This window comes from Agromyces albus (assembly GCF_030815405.1).
In the GTDB taxonomy this organism is placed as follows: domain Bacteria; phylum Actinomycetota; class Actinomycetes; order Actinomycetales; family Microbacteriaceae; genus Agromyces; species Agromyces albus_A.
Genome location: NZ_JAUSWX010000001.1, coordinates 147,303 through 162,340, shown reverse-complemented (window position 1 = coordinate 162,340; position 15,038 = coordinate 147,303). Strand labels below are relative to the sequence as shown.

At 69.8% G+C, this 15,038-nt stretch carries 14 protein-coding genes; 4 read left to right on the top strand and 10 right to left on the bottom strand.

What is annotated here, in order from left to right; genetic code table 11:
* The first annotated feature begins 28 nt into the window (after nt 1-28).
* Nucleotides 29-961, top strand: a complete 933-nt coding sequence (locus QFZ29_RS00685) for a LysR family transcriptional regulator (protein ID WP_306892320.1) — start codon at nt 29-31, stop codon at nt 959-961.
* Between the two features lie 7 nt (nt 962-968).
* Here the strand turns inward: QFZ29_RS00685 and QFZ29_RS00680 are convergent, their stop codons facing one another.
* The 8 genes from QFZ29_RS00680 to QFZ29_RS00645 form a co-directional block, all read right to left on the bottom strand.
* Nucleotides 969-1,898: an MFS transporter gene (locus QFZ29_RS00680; RefSeq protein WP_306892319.1), complete on the bottom strand. Its 930-nt coding sequence runs from the start codon at nt 1,896-1,898 to the stop codon at nt 969-971.
* Nucleotides 1,899-1,916: 18 nt separating this feature from the next.
* Nucleotides 1,917-2,207: a hypothetical protein gene (locus tag QFZ29_RS00675; protein WP_306892318.1), complete on the bottom strand. Its 291-nt coding sequence runs from the start codon at nt 2,205-2,207 to the stop codon at nt 1,917-1,919.
* A gap of 45 nt (nt 2,208-2,252) precedes the next feature.
* Nucleotides 2,253-3,230, bottom strand: coding sequence for a fumarylacetoacetate hydrolase family protein (locus QFZ29_RS00670; protein WP_306896553.1), 978 nt, complete (start codon nt 3,228-3,230; stop codon nt 2,253-2,255).
* Nucleotides 3,224-4,285 carry an amidohydrolase family protein gene (locus QFZ29_RS00665; protein WP_306892317.1) on the bottom strand — a complete coding sequence of 354 codons (1,062 nt, stop codon included), beginning with the start codon at nt 4,283-4,285 and terminating at the stop codon, nt 3,224-3,226. Before QFZ29_RS00665 ends, QFZ29_RS00670 begins: the two co-directional genes overlap by 7 nt.
* Nucleotides 4,282-5,415, bottom strand: a complete 1,134-nt coding sequence (locus tag QFZ29_RS00660; RefSeq protein WP_306892316.1) for an FAD-dependent oxidoreductase — start codon at nt 5,413-5,415, stop codon at nt 4,282-4,284. The genes QFZ29_RS00665 and QFZ29_RS00660 overlap by 4 nt, the downstream gene beginning before the upstream one ends.
* A gap of 34 nt (nt 5,416-5,449) precedes the next feature.
* Nucleotides 5,450-6,538, bottom strand: a complete 1,089-nt coding sequence (locus QFZ29_RS00655) for a cyclase family protein (protein ID WP_306892315.1) — start codon at nt 6,536-6,538, stop codon at nt 5,450-5,452.
* The gene (locus QFZ29_RS00650; protein WP_306892314.1) at nt 6,535-7,524 is read right to left on the bottom strand and encodes a fumarylacetoacetate hydrolase family protein; all 990 of its coding nucleotides are present in this window, start codon (nt 7,522-7,524) and stop codon (nt 6,535-6,537) included. Before QFZ29_RS00650 ends, QFZ29_RS00655 begins: the two co-directional genes overlap by 4 nt.
* 96 nt (nt 7,525-7,620) lie before the next feature.
* Nucleotides 7,621-8,271, bottom strand: coding sequence for an SDR family oxidoreductase (locus tag QFZ29_RS00645; protein WP_306892313.1), 651 nt, complete (start codon nt 8,269-8,271; stop codon nt 7,621-7,623).
* Between the two features lie 386 nt (nt 8,272-8,657).
* Here QFZ29_RS00645 and QFZ29_RS00640 point away from each other — a divergent pair, with 386 nt between their 5' ends.
* Nucleotides 8,658-9,677: a VOC family protein gene (locus QFZ29_RS00640; RefSeq protein ID WP_306892312.1), complete on the top strand. Its 1,020-nt coding sequence runs from the start codon at nt 8,658-8,660 to the stop codon at nt 9,675-9,677.
* Nucleotides 9,678-9,760: 83 nt separating this feature from the next.
* On the opposite strand, the gene QFZ29_RS00635 is transcribed toward QFZ29_RS00640, so the two are convergent.
* The gene (locus QFZ29_RS00635) at nt 9,761-11,482 is read right to left on the bottom strand and encodes an IlvD/Edd family dehydratase (RefSeq protein WP_306892311.1); all 1,722 of its coding nucleotides are present in this window, start codon (nt 11,480-11,482) and stop codon (nt 9,761-9,763) included.
* Nucleotides 11,483-11,595: 113 nt separating this feature from the next.
* On the opposite strand from QFZ29_RS00635, the gene QFZ29_RS00630 reads away from it, so the two are divergent.
* Nucleotides 11,596-12,624 carry a zinc-dependent alcohol dehydrogenase gene (locus QFZ29_RS00630; RefSeq protein ID WP_306892310.1) on the top strand — a complete coding sequence of 343 codons (1,029 nt, stop codon included), beginning with the start codon at nt 11,596-11,598 and terminating at the stop codon, nt 12,622-12,624.
* Nucleotides 12,625-12,656: 32 nt separating this feature from the next.
* Here the strand turns inward: QFZ29_RS00630 and QFZ29_RS00625 are convergent, their stop codons facing one another.
* The gene (locus QFZ29_RS00625) at nt 12,657-13,667 is read right to left on the bottom strand and encodes a LacI family DNA-binding transcriptional regulator (protein ID WP_306892309.1); all 1,011 of its coding nucleotides are present in this window, start codon (nt 13,665-13,667) and stop codon (nt 12,657-12,659) included.
* A 142-nt stretch (nt 13,668-13,809) separates the two neighbouring features.
* Here QFZ29_RS00625 and QFZ29_RS00620 point away from each other — a divergent pair, with 142 nt between their 5' ends.
* Complete coding sequence (locus tag QFZ29_RS00620; protein ID WP_306892308.1) at nt 13,810-14,853, top strand: LacI family DNA-binding transcriptional regulator; 1,044 nt, start codon at nt 13,810-13,812, stop codon at nt 14,851-14,853.
* Nucleotides 14,854-15,038 lie beyond the last annotated feature (185 nt).

Here is a 15,038-nt window from a genome sequence, read left to right as displayed (position 1 = left end):
CCCCAGACGACCGAAGGAACACAACGACGTGTCCGACCAGCCCCCGCTCTCCCGGCTCGATCTCAACCTGCTCGTCTCGCTCGATGCCCTCCTCACCGAGCGCAGCGTGACCCGCGCGGCCGATCGCCTCCACCTGAGCCAGCCCGCGCTCAGCGCCTCGCTCGCCCGCCTGCGCACGCACTTCAACGATCCGATCCTCGCGCGCACCGGCAACAGCTACGAGCTCACCCCGCTCGCCTCGCGTCTCTCCGAACACACCGCCGCGGCACTGGATGCCGCGCGGCGGGTCTTCGAGAGCCAAGCCGAGTGGGACCCGAGGCAGTCGACGCGTGAGTTCGCGATCTTCGGCTCGGACTACAGCTTCTCGACGACGGGCCGCCGTCTGGCGTCACTCGCGGCGGAACGTGCTCCCGGCGTCCGCTTTCGATTCATGCTCCACAATCCGCAGATCGTCGAGGACGCCGTCAACCGGCTGCGCGGCGCCGACGCACTGCTGATGCCGCACGGGTTCCTGACCGACCTGCCGTTCACCGACCTCTGGACCGACAGCTGGGTCGTCATCGCGGCCGAGGACAACCCGGCCATCGGCGAGGTCGTCACGCTGGAGAACGTCGCTCGATTGCCCTGGGTGTTCACCTACCAGTCACGGTCGGCGTTCACGTCAGCGACCCGGCAGATCCAGCAGCTCGGGATCGAACCCCGGGTCGAGGCGGTGGTCGAGAGCTTCCTCGCACTGCCGATGTTCATCGCCGGCACCGACCGCCTGGGGCTCGTGCAGGCGGGCCTCGCCGAGTACGCCCGCAACACGGTCGGCGTGCGGGTGTACGAGCCGCCGTTCGACGCGATCCCGATCCACAACGCGATGTGGTGGCATCCGGTGCACCGACGCGACCCCGAGCACGAGTGGTTGCGCACCCTCGCGGCCGAGGCCACGACCGGCTTGGGCGAGGCGACCGCCTGAGCGGACGTCACGCCGCCACGGGAATCTCCTCCACGCTCGCCGCCGCGACTCGCCGGAGCCCGAAACCGAGCAGGATCGCCGCGACCGCGCACGCGATGCCGACCGCGCCGACCGCCACGGGCAGAGAACCGCCGACCGTGGCCGTGAGCGCGCCCATGATGATCGGCGTCAGGAATTGGCCGAAGAAGAACGCCGAGGTCCACAGTCCCGTGGCGCGGCCGCGCTCGTCGAAGCGGATCGAGGCGAGCGCCCACGTGAGCATCGTCGGCAGCAGGAGGCCGGAACCCGCGCCGCCCACGATCGCCCCGGCCGCGACGCCGGGAACGCCGCCGATCAGCCAGATGATGAGCATTCCGGCGGCCTGCAGGCCGAACGCGACGGGCAGGAGCGACCGCGGCCCGACCTTGGCGATCCGCGAGAAGGTGAAGGCTCCGGCGGCCGTGGCGAGCGATGCGACCGCGGCGATGCCCCCGATCGTGGGCGTGTCCGTCGGCGCGACGCCTGCTCCGACGAGGAGATAGCCGGCCTCGATGATGAGCACGTAGAACGTGAATCCGCCGAAGAGCCCGACGACGAGCGGCAGCGCGAGCCGGCGCCACGGGATCCGCGCCTTCTCGGCCCGGAGGTGCGCATCGATGGCATCCGCTCGGTTCGGTTCCCAGAGCAGGACGATCATGGGCACGGCGATGATCGCCGCGGCGAGATAGATCCAGAAGGGCGTACGCCAGCCCGCGGCGCCCACCGCGCCGCCGATCGCGATGAACGCGGTGGCAGAGAGTGTCGTCACGACGGTCTGCAGGCCGAGGTACTTCGCGCGCCGCCGCTGCTCGTGCCAGTAGTCGACGATGAGCGTGGTGCAGACCGTCATGATCGCGGCCTCCGTGATGCCGACGCCGACGCGGGTGGCGAGGATCGCCGGCAGCGTGTCGAGGAACATCGGCGCGATGCCGACGAGCTAGTAGACGAACATCGCCGCGATCAGCAGCTTCTTGCGACCCAGGCGGTCGACGACCTGACCCGCGAACGGCGCGAAGAGCGCGATCATGAGGGCCGGGATCGCGACCACGAGGGGCACGAGCACTTCGGCCCCCGCAACATCCGCGAACTCCGCGGAGAGCTGGGGCAGGATCGGCGTCAGGAGCACCGACCCGAGCACTGGCATGCAGCTGCCCGCGAGCAGCAGCACGGCCTGGATGACGCCGGCCCGGCGGATGCCGGGTGCGGCCTGGACGGAGGTGTTCGACATTGAGACTCCTCGATCGATGGGTGATGGGGGTGATACGGGGTGGAGCTACCCTCGGCTGCGGGCCCGCGAGCGGTGCCGCGCCGGGGGGATCTCGGGGACGTGGACCGCACGCCCGACGGTGTTGCGGATCTCGCCGATGCCCTCGACCCGCATGACGACCTCGTCGCCCGCGGCGAGCGGCGGGGGGATGAGCTCGCCCGCTCGGCCCCACAGTTCGGCGAGGCATCCGCCGTTGCCCGCGGTGCCCGACCCGAGCACGTCGCCGGGCACGACGCGCGAGTTCCGCGAGGCGTAGGCGATGAGATCGCCGAACGGCCAGCCCATGTTCGAGAGCAGGTCGTGACCGATGCGATCGCCGTTCACGAAGACCTCCATGCCGATCGGCAGGAAGCCCTCGTCGTCGAGCAACCCGGCGAACTCGTCGGCCGTGACGATCCAGGGGCCGAGGGTCGTGGCGAAGTCCTTGCCCTTAGCCGGCCCGAGGCGCACCTTCATCTCGCGGCCCTGGATGTCGCGTGCCGACCAGTCGTTGAAGATCGTGTAGCCGAAGACGTGACCGGCGGCCTCGTCAGGGGACAAGTCTCGACCGTCGGAGCCTGCGACGCCGCCGATCACGGCGCCCACCTCGAGCTCGAAGTCCAGGCGCCCGGTCGCCGGCGGGCGCACCTCGTCACCGGTCGCGACGATCGAGTGCGGGTTCGTGAAGTAGAACGTAGGGAACTCGTACCACTCGTCGACGACGCGGCTGGCGCCGTCGATCGACGCCGTGACGCCCTCGACGTGCTCCTCGAACGCGACGAAGTCACGCACGCTCATAGGCACGAGCGGGGCGAGCAGCGTGACGTCGCCGAGGGGCACGGATGCCGCGGCATCCGTCTCCTCGGCGAGCGCGGGCAGCTCGGCGAGGCCGGCGGCGAGCACGTCGGCGACGGTGAGGCCGCGTGGGAACGGCACGGCGTCGTCACCGACGACGAAGCCCTCGCCGATCGCGCCGTCATACCGCCAGCGGGCGATCCTCACGATGCGGGCTCCGGTGCCGTCGAGAACGCCCGGAACAACTCGGTCGCGTTCCCCGAGAGGATCGCGTACTCGTCCGCCTCGGCGAGTCCGACCTCGCGCACCCGCTCGACCGGGTCGTCGACGCCCATGTCGAACGGGTAGTCGGTGCCGAGCAGCACGCGGTCGGCGCCCGCGGCCTCAACGAGGGCGCGGAGCGAGCCCGGGGTGTGCACGAGGGAATCGAAGCGCAGGCGGCGCAGGTACGACGACGGGAGCTCGCGGCATCCGTGCGCCTCGGGCCGCACCTGCCACGCGTGGTCGGAGCGACCGAGGAACGTCGGCAGGTACCCACCGCCATGCGCGGCGACGAGCCGCAGCCTCGGATGCCGGTCGAGCACGCCCGAGAAGATGAGGTGCGAGAGGGCGACTGCGTTCTCGACCGGCTGGCCCACGGTGTTCGAGAGGTAGAACCGGTCGAGTCGCTCGTCGAGGCTGCAGCCGAACGGGTGCAGGAACACGATCGCGTCGAGCTCTTCGGCGCGCGTCCAGAACGGCTCGAGGCGCTCGTCGGAGAGCTCGACGTCGCCCGCGAACGACGAGAGCTCGACGCCGGCGAGTCCGTTGGCGACCACGGCGTCCTCGAGTGCCGCAACCACGAGGTGCGGATGCTGCAGCGGCACGAGTCCGAGCCCGAGCAGTCGCTCGGGCGCGCCGGCGACGTGCTCGGCGACGGCGCGGTTCGCCTCATGCGAGGCCCAGGCCGCGAGCTCCTCCCCCGCCCACGGGTAGTAGTGCGACGGCGACGGCGACACCAGCTGCACGTCGACGCCCTGCCGGTCCATCTCGGCGAGGCGGGCGTCGAGCGACGTGAGCAGCGGCATCCGCTCGCCGATCATGCGCCCCGACTGCGCGAGGCTCTCCGGGCCATTGCGGCGAGCCTCGAGCGCCTGCGCGGCAGCGAAGCCCTCGGGGTCGCGCGCGGAGACCGCCTGCTGCAGCGCGGGGAGCAACAGGTGCGCGTGCACGTCGACGATCGGATCGGTCATGGTGGGCTCGGTCGTCTTGGTCTCGGTGCTCATGCCGGCTCGCTCACGAGCATCGCGATGCGACGAACGAGGCCCGGCACATCGGCATCCTGCTCGTGGTCGATCTGCCACTGCCCGAGTTGCACGGATGCCTCGACCACCTGGGTCGCGCGCGGCAGCCGCCGGGCGTGGAACGCATCCCAGAGCGACTGGTCGATCGCGTCGCGTGAAAGGAGGAGCTCGGAGAGCACCAGCGCGTCCTCGGCCGCCTGCGCTGCACCCTGGGCGATGGTGGGCGGGCAGCTGTGCGCGGCATCGCCGATGATCACGACCCGGCCGCGGTTCCACGCGTCGGGCACGACGTGCTTCGTGAACCACGTGTAGTTCACGCGGGATGCCTCGCCGAGCGACTCGCGGATCTCGTTCCACGGACCGCCGTACGACCGCGAGAGCTCTTTCATGACCTCGACACCTTCCTCAGGCGAGAGCAGGTGCCGGTCCTGCGCCGGCTCGACGAGGTAGGCGTACATCATGTCGTCGCTCGTCGGGCAGTACCCCGCGATGTACACCCCGCCGCCGTAGTAGAGGTCGGTGTGCGTGACCTCAGCGGGCCTTGGCACGAACGCGCGCCAGATGCCCATGCCGGTGCGCTGCGGCTCGGTCTCGATGCCGAGCTGCTTGCGGATGGACGAGTGCAGGCCGTCGGCGCCGATGAGGACGTCGTAGCGGCCGGTCGAGCCGTCGGAGAGCGTGACGTCGACGCCGTCGGGGTCCTGCGTGAAGCTCGTCACGGTCGTGCCGTAGTGGATGCGGGCGCCGAGCTCCGTGGCGCGATCGGCGAGGATGCGCGCGAGGTCGGGGCGGTACATGCCGAGGGTCGCCGGATACTCCGGGCCGCCGGTGGGCGCATCCGGGATCTGCGCGATGACCTGGGCGTCGGGCCCCGGCGCGCGGAGGCCGAGCACGTCGAACGTGTAGCCGGCTTCCTTCACCCGCTCCCACACGCCGAGCCTGTCGAAGACGCGCAGGGCGTTGCCCTGCAGCGTGATCCCTGAGCCGAGCGTCGAGAGGTCGGGCTTCTGCTCGAAGACGTCGACGTGGACGCCGCCCTCGGCGAGCAGGATCGCGGCGGCGGTGCCGGCGACGCCGGAGCCGACGATGGCGACGCGGGAGACTGCGGTCATGAGTGGATCCCTCCGTTGGGATGCGAGTCGGGTCTTACTTCAGGGCGATGGGGTTCACCGGTGAGCCGACGGCCCCGGTGATCGGCAGGGGGGATGCCACGAGCAGGAACTCGTAGCATCCGTCGGCCGCGCAATCGGCGGCGAGCGCTTCGAGATCCCACATCTCGCCGATCGTGAGGCCGAGGTTCGGGATGACGACCTGGTGAAGCGGCTGGAACGCGTCGTCGAACTCATTCGGCCGAACCTCGAAGCCCCAGGTGTCGGTCGCGATCGCCGCGATCTCGGTGCGGTGCAGCCAGCCGGCCGTCGTGAACGACAGGCCCGCGCTCGGGCCGCCGGCATAGCCGTTCCAGCCCTCGCGCACTGCGCGGCCGTAGCGCCCGGTGCGCACGAGCACGAGGTCGCCTCGCCCGACGGCGCTCGTCGCACCCTGCGCGGCGATGCACGCCTCGAGCTCGGCGGTCGTGATGGCGTACCCGTCGGGCAGTTCGCCCGTGGCGGCACCGTCGTCAGCGTGGACATCGGATGCATCCGGCCGCAGGAACCGGCCGACGTCGAGCAGCACGCCCCGCCCGACGATCACGGATGCCACGTGCTCGATGCCCGTGACGAGGTCGCCGTCGCTCGTGACCACCTGCCCGGCGGGTCGGCCGTTCCACGCCATACCGCGGTCGAAGATGTGGCCGAGGCCGTCCCATTGCGTGGAGCACTGCAGCGGCATGGCGATGACGTCGTCGGCCCCGCCGATGCCGTGCGGGAAGCCCTGGGTGCCGGCCGCGGCATCCGTGCCCGTGTCGAGCATCGTGTGCACCGGGTTCGTGCGGCGGCGCCAGCCCTGCTGCGGGCCGTTCATGTCGAACGGCTGCGACAGCGAGAAGCTCGCGCCGCGCCGCACAAGCCCGGCGGCGCGGGCGCGCTCGGCGTCGCCGATGAAGTTCAAGGTGCCGATGCGGTCGTCTTCTCCCCAGCGGCTCCAGTTGCGGTACGCCTCGGCGGACGCGGCGATGTGGCGGGCCGGGTCGGTGCGGTCAAGCTCCGCCGGGTCCTCGGTCGGGGCGGTGGAGGTTTCGAGACGGCGCTGCCGCGTCTCCTCGACCTCCGCATCGGCAGCACGCGTGCTCATCGCGCACCCGCCTCGGCTACGACGCGCACGGTCTGCGCGCCGAGCCCCTCGATCACGCCCATCATGACGTCGCCGTCGCGGAGCATCCGTCCGTGCACGATGCCGTTGCCGGCGGGGCTGCCGGTGAGCAGGAGATCGCCTGGGAGCAACGGCATGTTCTGCGAGGCGCCCGAGATGAGTGCGGGAATGTCGAAGAGCAGGTCGGACGTCGTGGCATCCTGCATCGTCTCGCCGTTGAGCGTGAGCGTCAGTTGCAGGTCTCCCGGGTTCTCGACGAAGGGCGCCGGGATCAGGAACGGGCCCGCGGGCAGGAAGCCCGGCGCGTTCTTGCCGCGGTACCAGTCGGTGCCGATCTCCTTCATGTCCTCGCGGAACACGAGGTCGCGAGTCGTGATGTCGTTCACGATCGTGTAGCCGGCGACGTGCTCCATGGCGTGCTCGCGCTCGACTCGGAACGCCTCCCTGCCGATGACGACGGCGAGCTCGAGCTCCCAGTCGTGCTGGTCGCTGTACGCGGGAAGCACGAGGTCGACGTCGTCGCCGACCACCGCGGCGGGCAGGCCGATGAAGAAGTAGGGGATGCCCTCGCGGGCGCGGCGGTCCATCATGTCGGCCGCCCACGCGCGGATCTCGTCGATGGGGCGCGGGTCGTTCTTCGCGCGACCGGCGGCGACGAGGTCGATGACGTGCGTGCGGTAGTTGGCGCCGGCTTGCAGCACCTGACGTGGCGTCACCGGGGCGGTGAGCGTGACGCCGGCCAAAGGCCGCCATCCGTCGTCGTCGCGCTCGGCGGCCGCCGTCAGGCGTTCCCAGGCAGCCGGGGTCTCGGCGAGGAAGGCGTTCAGATCGGATGCCCCCAGCTCGTCGGGACCGATGGGCCGCACCCGCTCACCCGCGACGAGGCCGAGCTGCGCCTCGGAACCGTCGCCCGCGCGGAAGCGGACGAGGGCGAAGAGTGCGGTCAGGCCGTCGGACGACGATGTCACGGGGTGTCTCCATTCACGCGTGCGTCAGTGCGATGCGCTCCTCAAGTCAAACGCCTGCCGAGGTATCAGTGAAGGGCGGATCAATGATCCACGGCATCACTCGTGTGGATACGCCAAACCCATTGCCTGAGCGATCGGCAGTCCGCCGCCATGGCCGCTGAGGCCTCCGTCGACAGCGACCTCCGCGCCCGTGACGAACGAGGCATCCGGTGACAGCAACTGCACGATCACGGCCGCGACCTCGTCCGCCCGGCCCGTGCGCCCGAGTGGCGTCGTCTCCAGGTTCACATTGCGGAACGCGTCGGGCGCGCTGTGCGTCATGGGGGTCTCGATGAAGCCGGGGCTCACGAGATTGACCCGGATGCCGCGGGGCCCGAGCTCCATCGCCGCGGTCTTCGTGATGCCGCGCAGCGCCCACTTGCTCGCGCCGTAGGCGATGCCGTAGTGCGCCATCATCCCGGCGACCGACCCGACGTTCACGATGGAGCTGCCGGGCGCCATGAGCGGGGCGAGCGCCTGTATCCCGAGCGCGGGCCCGGCGGCGTTGACCGCGAACGCATTCTGGAAATCGTCGGGCGTCACGTCGTGCAGCCGAGCGCGCCTTGTGATGCCCGCGGCGTTGACGAGGCCGTCGACGCCGCCGGCAACGACCGTGCTGATGCGCTCCGGCGAGCTCGGCCCACCCGTCGGCGTCGGCGACGTCCAGACCGACGCGCTCGACGCCGTCGCGCGTCGTGGCGGTGTCATCCCACGTGAGATCGGCGGCGATCACGTGCGCGCCGGCGCCGGCGAGCGCGCCGACCGTCGCGGCGCCGATCCCCGACGCGGCCCCGGTCACGACGTACGTCCGTCCATCGAGCGAATTCATCGGAGACCCCTTCCTTGCGAACACCAGCGGCTCCCATCGTCTCCTGTGGACCCCCTCCTGATGGCCCGCATCACGAACGGCGATGCTGATCGGCAGGGAGATGACCCAAACGGTCGGCCTCACGACACATATCGGAGCGATGAATATGCGGCATCAACACATTCAGCTTCCCTGATGTGCAGTGCCGCCGCACAGTGGAGAAGTGCCGCACTGGCGCACTCGAACCAACGGCGGCGCGGCCGCACCCTGATCGTAAGGATCGATGATGATCAAGCTCCTCTCCCACTTGTCGTACGTGGCCATCACGACTCCCGATGTCGAGGCATCCGTCGACTTCTACGTGAACCAGGTCGGCCTCACCGTCGTCGACCGTCACGACGGCGCGGTCTACCTCCGCTGCTGGGGCGACTACTACCGCTACAGCGTGGTGGTGCTCCCCGGCGAAGAGCCCTCGCTCGCGACGATGGCATGGCGCACGTCGAGCGCCGAAGCGCTCGACGAGGCTGCCCGTCGTGTCGAGGCCGCCGGCATCGAGGGCGAATGGTTCGACGGACATGCGATCGGCCGCGCCTACCGCTTCACCGGTCCCTGGGGCCACAGCATGACGCTGCACTGGGACGCCGAGCAGGTGCACGAGACCTCGGGCGAGGCCGCGTCGATCTACCCCGACCGCCCGAACCGCCGCAGCAAGGTCGCCGGCGCACCCCGCCAGCTCGACCATGTCACCATCGCATCGAGCGATGTCGACGGCTTCGCGAAGTGGTACAGCGACGTGCTGGGCTTCCGCATCATGGCGCGCACGATCCTCGACGAGGCGCCCATCTCGGTGTTCTCGGTCATCACCACCAACGAGAAGTCGCACGACCTCGGCATCGTGCTCGACGGCTCGACGCGAGCGGGCCGCGTGAACCACTACGCGTTCTGGGTCGACACGCGCGAAGAGCTGCTCATCGCCGCCGACGTGTTGATGGAGAACGGCACTCCGATCGAGTACGGCCCATCGATCCACGGCATCGGCGAGCAGAACTTCCTCTACTACCGAGAGCCGTCGACCCTGCGCATCGAGCTCAACACCGGTGGGTATCGCAACTACGTGCCCGACTGGGAGCCGAACACCTGGCGGCCGTCGCAGGGGTCGAACAACTTCTACCGCAACGGCGCCATGCCGATGTCGATGACGGAGTCGTTCCCCGCCGCCGACGGTCCCAGCGCCACGGAGGAGGGCGTGCCCGACGAGGTCAGGGACGCGCTGCTGAACCCGTACGCAGAGCACGGACGCGGCTGAGACGGAACGAGCATCGCGTGGCTCGGCAACGCTCTCGAGAGAGGGACACGGATGCCGCATCCGCTCGCCGAAGGCTCGTCGCCTCAGTGCGACTCGCGACTGACCTTCGGTCCGCTCGAGCCGACGAGGAAGTCGAGGTCGACGCCGGTGTCGGCCTGCATGACGTGGTCGACGTAGAGTCGCTCCCAGCCGCGGCGGGGCTTCGCGTACCCGTCGACGGTGGCCTGGTTCGGCGTGCGTGCCGCGAGTTCCTCCGTTGGCACGTCGAGATCGAGGCGACGGCTCCGAACGTCGAGGGAGATCCAGTCGCCGGTCTGCACGAGCGCGAGCGGTCCGTCGGCGGCGGACTCGGGAGTGACGTGCAGCACGACGGTGCCATAGGCGGTGCCGCTCATGCGACCGTCGCAGATGCGGACCATGTCGCGCACGCCCTGTTCGAGCAGCTTCTTCGGCAGCGGCATGTTCGCGACCTCGGGCATGCCCGGGTAGCCCTTGGGGCCGCATCCGCGCAGGACGAGCACGGAGTCGGCGTCGACCTCGAGTTCGGGGTCGTCGATGCGGGCGTGGAAGTCCTCGATGCTGTCGAACACCACGGCTCGGCCGCGGTGCTTGAGCAGGTGCGGTGATGCGGCAGCGGGCTTGATGAGGGCGCCGCCCGGGGCGAGGCTCCCCCGCAGCACACTGATTCCCGCCGCCGGCAGCAGAGGGGCATCACGGGGCGTGATGACGTCGGGGTCCCAGATCCTTGCGCCGTCGAGGTGGTCGACGAGCGGACGCCCGGTGATCGTGAGGGCATCGGGGTCGAGCAGGTCGCGCACCTCGCGCAGCACGGCGAGGAAGCCGCCGGCGCGGTGGAGGTCGTCCATGAGGTAGCGGCCAGCCGGCTGGAGGTTGACGAGAAGCGGCACGTTCACGCCGATGCGGTCGAAGTCGTCGAGGCTCAGATCGATGCCGAGGCGCCCGGCGATCGCGAGCAGGTGCACGACGGCATTGGTCGAGCCGCCGATCGCGGCGAGCGCGACGATCGCGTTGTGGAAGCTCGCCTTCGTGAGGAAGGTCGACGGACGCCGCTCGGCCTCGACGAGCGCGACCGCGAGCCGCCCGGTCTCGTGCGACGCCTCGAGCAGGCGACTGTCGACGGCAGGCGTTCCGGCGAGGCCGGGGATGACGGTGCCGAGCGCCTCGGCGACGAGGGCCATCGTCGACGCCGTGCCCATGGTGTTGCAGTGTCCGCGGCTCCGGATCATCGACGACTCGGACCTCAGGAAGTCGCGCTCGCTGAGCGTCTCAGCGCGTACTTCCTCACTCAGCCGCCAGACGTCGGTGCCGCAGCCGAGCGCCACCCCACGGAAGGTGCCGGTGCTCATCGGCCCGCCGGGAACGACGACGGCGGGCAGGTCGACGGATGCCGCGGCCATGAGCAGCGCCGGAATCGTCTTGTCGCACCCGCCGAGCAGCACCACCCCGTCGATCGGGTTCGCGCGGAGCATCTCCTCGGTCGCCATCGCGGCCATGTTGCGCCAGAGCATCGCCGTGGGTCGCACTTGCGTCTCGCCGAGCGATACGACGGGCAGGTTCAGCGGGATGCCGCCCGCCTCATAGATCCCGTTCTTGACCGACTGGGCGACCTCGTCGAGGTGCGAGTTGCACGGCGTGAGGTCGGACGCCGTGTTGGCGATCGCGATGTGCGGTCGCGCCCCGGCGAACGCACTGTCGGGCAGACCCCGCCGCATCCAGGCTCGGTGGATGTAGGCGTTGCGGTCATCACCCGAATACCACTCGGAACTGCGAAGCTGGGACGACATCGGCTTTCCAACTCTCGGTGAACTGATGAAACGTTGTGAGCACAGCGTATGAGGTGGCTGCTGAGCAGCAGCATCCTCAACCAACCGAGCCGTCAGACGAGGAGCAAGCCACCATGAAGGCCTTCGTCATCTCAGGTCCGCAGCAGGCGGGGGTCGAGGACGTCGAACCGCCCACGGCCGGCCCGGGCGAGGTCGTCATCGACGTCGCGCGCGCCGGCATCTGCGGCACCGACGTGGAGTTCTACACCGGCGAGATGCAGTACCTGCACGACGGGCACGCGTCGTACCCGATTCGCATCGGCCACGAGTGGATGGGCACCGTCACCGCCGTGGGCGAGGGCGTCGACTCGACGTGGCTGGGCCGCCGCGTGACCGGCGACACGATGCTCGGCTGCGGTGAATGCCACCGCTGCCGCACGGGCTACCACCAGGTCTGCGAGTTCCGCACGGAACTCGGCATCCGCGCGGGACGCCCGGGCGCGCTTGCCGAACAGGTCGCCTTCCCGGCCCGTTACCTGCACCCGCTTCCGGATTCGGTGACGGATGCCGCGGGCGCGCTCGTCGAACCGGGCGGCAACGCGTGGCGCAGCGTCGAGGCGGCGCGACTCAGCGAGGGCGACCGCGTGCTGGTCCTCGGACCCGGCACCATCGGGCTGCTGTGCGCGATGTTCGCCCGCGCGGTGGGCGCCGAGGTGCACCTCATGGGCCGGTCGGGTCGGTCTCTCGAGTTCGCCCGCACCTTCGAGTTCGCCGGCGTCTGGACGGAAGACGACCTTCCGGCGCTGCGATGGGACGCCGTCATCGAGGCATCCAATGCGCTGCACCTACCCGCGAAGGCGCTGCAGCTCGTGGAGCCGGGAAAACGCATCGCGTACGTGGGGCTCGCGGGCAGCCCGAGCCTCATCGACTCGCGCCTGCTCGTGCTCGGCGACCTCACTGCCGTCGGCATCCTCGGCGCCTCGGCGGGCCTCGCCCCGACCATTCGCTCCTACGCGAGCGGCACCGTCGACCCGACCCCGCTCATCGCGGCGACGGTCGGCCTCGACGAATTGGCCGGCGTGCTCGCCGGCGAACGGCCCTCGGATGCCGCATCCGGACCCAAGATCCACGTCGAGATCACCCGCCGGTCGGGTGCCGAATAGGAGCAGACACGAGAAGACGCGCACAGGCCGGTTCAGCGCGCTCGCCTGGGCGAGCTCTCGCGCAGTGCGATCGTCGTCGAGAACTCGCGGATCATCCGCTCCCCCGGCTCCGACAACGCGAGCTCGACGGCTGCTGCTCCCATCTCGGCCATCGGCGCAGCGACGGTCGTGAGTCGCGGGGTCACGAGACTCGCCACCCGGATGTCGTCGAATCCGGCCAGACCCACGTCAGACCCGACACGAATCCCATGGTCGCGGAACGCCGCCATCGCGCCCACGGCCATCACGTCGCTGGTCGCGAAGACGAGATCTACGGACTGCAGCCCGGACTCGATGAACGCCTGCGCCGTCTCGAACCCGCCATCCCGAGAGAATGAGCCCGCGAAGATCCGATCGTCGTCCAACTCGACACCCACCTGCCCGAGCCCCTTCACGAACCCCGAGATGCGATCCTCGACGGTGGCGAACCGACGGTCACCTGCGAGCACGGCGAAGGAGCGGTATCCGTGACCCACCAGCTTCAGCGCCAGGCTTCGCGCACCGCCGGCATTGTCGAGCGACACCGTGGAGAAGGGCAGCACCGGCTGCGACACGAGGACCACGGTGCCACCGGCCTGCTCGAACCGTGCGATCTCCGCGACGAGATCATCTTCCGACTGCCGCACGGGTCGACTTCCGACCACGATCAACGCGCGATGGCCCTGTGCGCGCATGGCCCGCACGGTCTCCAGCTCGAGCAGCGTCGATCGTTCCGTCGCCGCGATGGTCACCGTCATTCGCGCGCGTCTGGCGGCGGCGATCACCCCCGACGCCACGGCGGAGAAGTAGGGGTCGGAGATGTCGCTGACGATCAACGCGATCGTCGACGAGGTGCCGCGTCTGACGGCCCGCGCGGAGAGGTCGGGCGCGTAACGGAGCCGCGCGGCCGCCCGCTGCACACGAGCGCTGAGTTCGTCCGAGACTTTTCGATCGCCGCCGCCCAACACTCGAGAAGCAGTTGCGACGGAGACGCCGGCTTCGCGTGCGACGTCGTGCAGCGTCACTCGGGCGGGAGAGCGCCTAGCCGACACGTGCGTGGTCCGGAGAAGCGCTCGCGATCGGAAGGCGGCTCGGCATACCGGCCATAGTGGCACATCCGCACGGCGGCGCACGGGTCTGCCGCACGACCTCGGTTAGGGTCGACGCATGAGCGGGCGTCGGCGATCGGGAGCCACTCTGCACGACGTGGCGGCCCGCGCCGGCGTCTCTCCGTCGACGGCGTCACGCGTGCTCAACGGCGGAGTTCGATCCGCCCGCGGGATCCCGGATGCCACTCGAGAGGCGATCTGGAACGCAGCCCGGGAGCTCGACTACGCCGTGAACAGCCAAGCTCAGTCGATGGCCGCCGGAGCGAACAAGACGATCGCGATCCTCGCGACGGAGATCGACGATCCTGGAGCAGCCGAACTCGTGTCCGGAGCGACACGGAAGGCCCGAGCACTCGGCCACTCCGTCTTCATCGCTCTTGCAGGACTGACCGAACACGACGAGATCGACGCGCTGCGGGCCGTGCGCGGGCAGCGTCCGAAGGCGGTACTGGTGGCCATCGCGCGATCCACCGACATGAAACGCGAAGAAGCATTCGGCGCCGAACTCGAAGCCTTCGCAAGGGCGGGCGGTCGGATCTCGATCATCGGTGACAACACCTTCGACTACGACGCGGTCACCCTCCGGAATGCCGAGTCGGCTGCCGCGCTCGCAGAGGAACTCGCGTCGATCGGATACCGCCGGTTCGCGATGATCGGCGGACCCGCTGATCTCATCACGCCACGCGAGCGCGCGGCCGGCTTCGCCCGTGGCCTCGCAGGTCATGGCATCGAGATACCCGCCGATCTCGTGATGACGGAGGACTTCGATCACGACGGCGGCTATCGCGCCGCCGAGAGGCTCATCAGCAGGATCGGCGACCTCGACGTCGTCTTCGCTGCGAGCGATGCGATGGCGCTCGGCGCGATCGCCCGATTCGCCGAAGAAGGGATCTCCCTCCCACGTGACGTGACCGTGGCCGGCTTCGACGATGTTCCGATCGTCCGCGACCTCGATCCCCCACTCACCACGGTGCGCGTACCGCTGGCCGAGATGGCCGAACACGCCGTCGTTCAGGTCTTGAGCCCGTCCGACCGAGTCCAGACGTTCCAGGTCTCGGGCACGGTCATGCTGCGCGGGGGCACTCCTCCCCTTCGCGACTGAACGTCGATCGCGAGTCCGCAGACGCCCCGCGCCTACTCGGACCGGGAATCTCTGTCCGTCAGGGCACTCCGCCACCCGTTCGGGGGTACTATCTCCCCTTGTCTGCCGTGCACACGGCGAGACAAAACTGCTCCTTGACAAACGTTATCCATGCGTTGCACGCTGGTGGACAGCGTTTACCGCGA

Coding starts and splice junctions, on each gene's coding strand:
- QFZ29_RS00680 (WP_306892319.1), bottom strand. CDS start 1,898: ATGTTCCTCGACACGCTGCCGGCGATCCTCGCCACCCGCGTCGGCGTC.
- QFZ29_RS00675 (WP_306892318.1), bottom strand. CDS start 2,207: ATGTCGAACACCTCCGTCCAGGCCGCACCCGGCATCCGCCGGGCCGGC.
- QFZ29_RS00665 (WP_306892317.1), bottom strand. CDS start 4,285: ATGAGCACCGAGACCAAGACGACCGAGCCCACCATGACCGATCCGATC.
- QFZ29_RS00660 (WP_306892316.1), bottom strand. CDS start 5,415: ATGACCGCAGTCTCCCGCGTCGCCATCGTCGGCTCCGGCGTCGCCGGC.
- QFZ29_RS00655 (WP_306892315.1), bottom strand. CDS start 6,538: ATGAGCACGCGTGCTGCCGATGCGGAGGTCGAGGAGACGCGGCAGCGC.
- QFZ29_RS00645 (WP_306892313.1), bottom strand. CDS start 8,271: ATGACACCGCCACGACGCGCGACGGCGTCGAGCGCGTCGGTCTGGACG.
- QFZ29_RS00640 (WP_306892312.1), top strand. CDS start 8,658: ATGATCAAGCTCCTCTCCCACTTGTCGTACGTGGCCATCACGACTCCC.
- QFZ29_RS00635 (WP_306892311.1), bottom strand. CDS start 11,482: ATGTCGTCCCAGCTTCGCAGTTCCGAGTGGTATTCGGGTGATGACCGC.
- QFZ29_RS00630 (WP_306892310.1), top strand. CDS start 11,596: ATGAAGGCCTTCGTCATCTCAGGTCCGCAGCAGGCGGGGGTCGAGGAC.
- QFZ29_RS00620 (WP_306892308.1), top strand. CDS start 13,810: ATGAGCGGGCGTCGGCGATCGGGAGCCACTCTGCACGACGTGGCGGCC.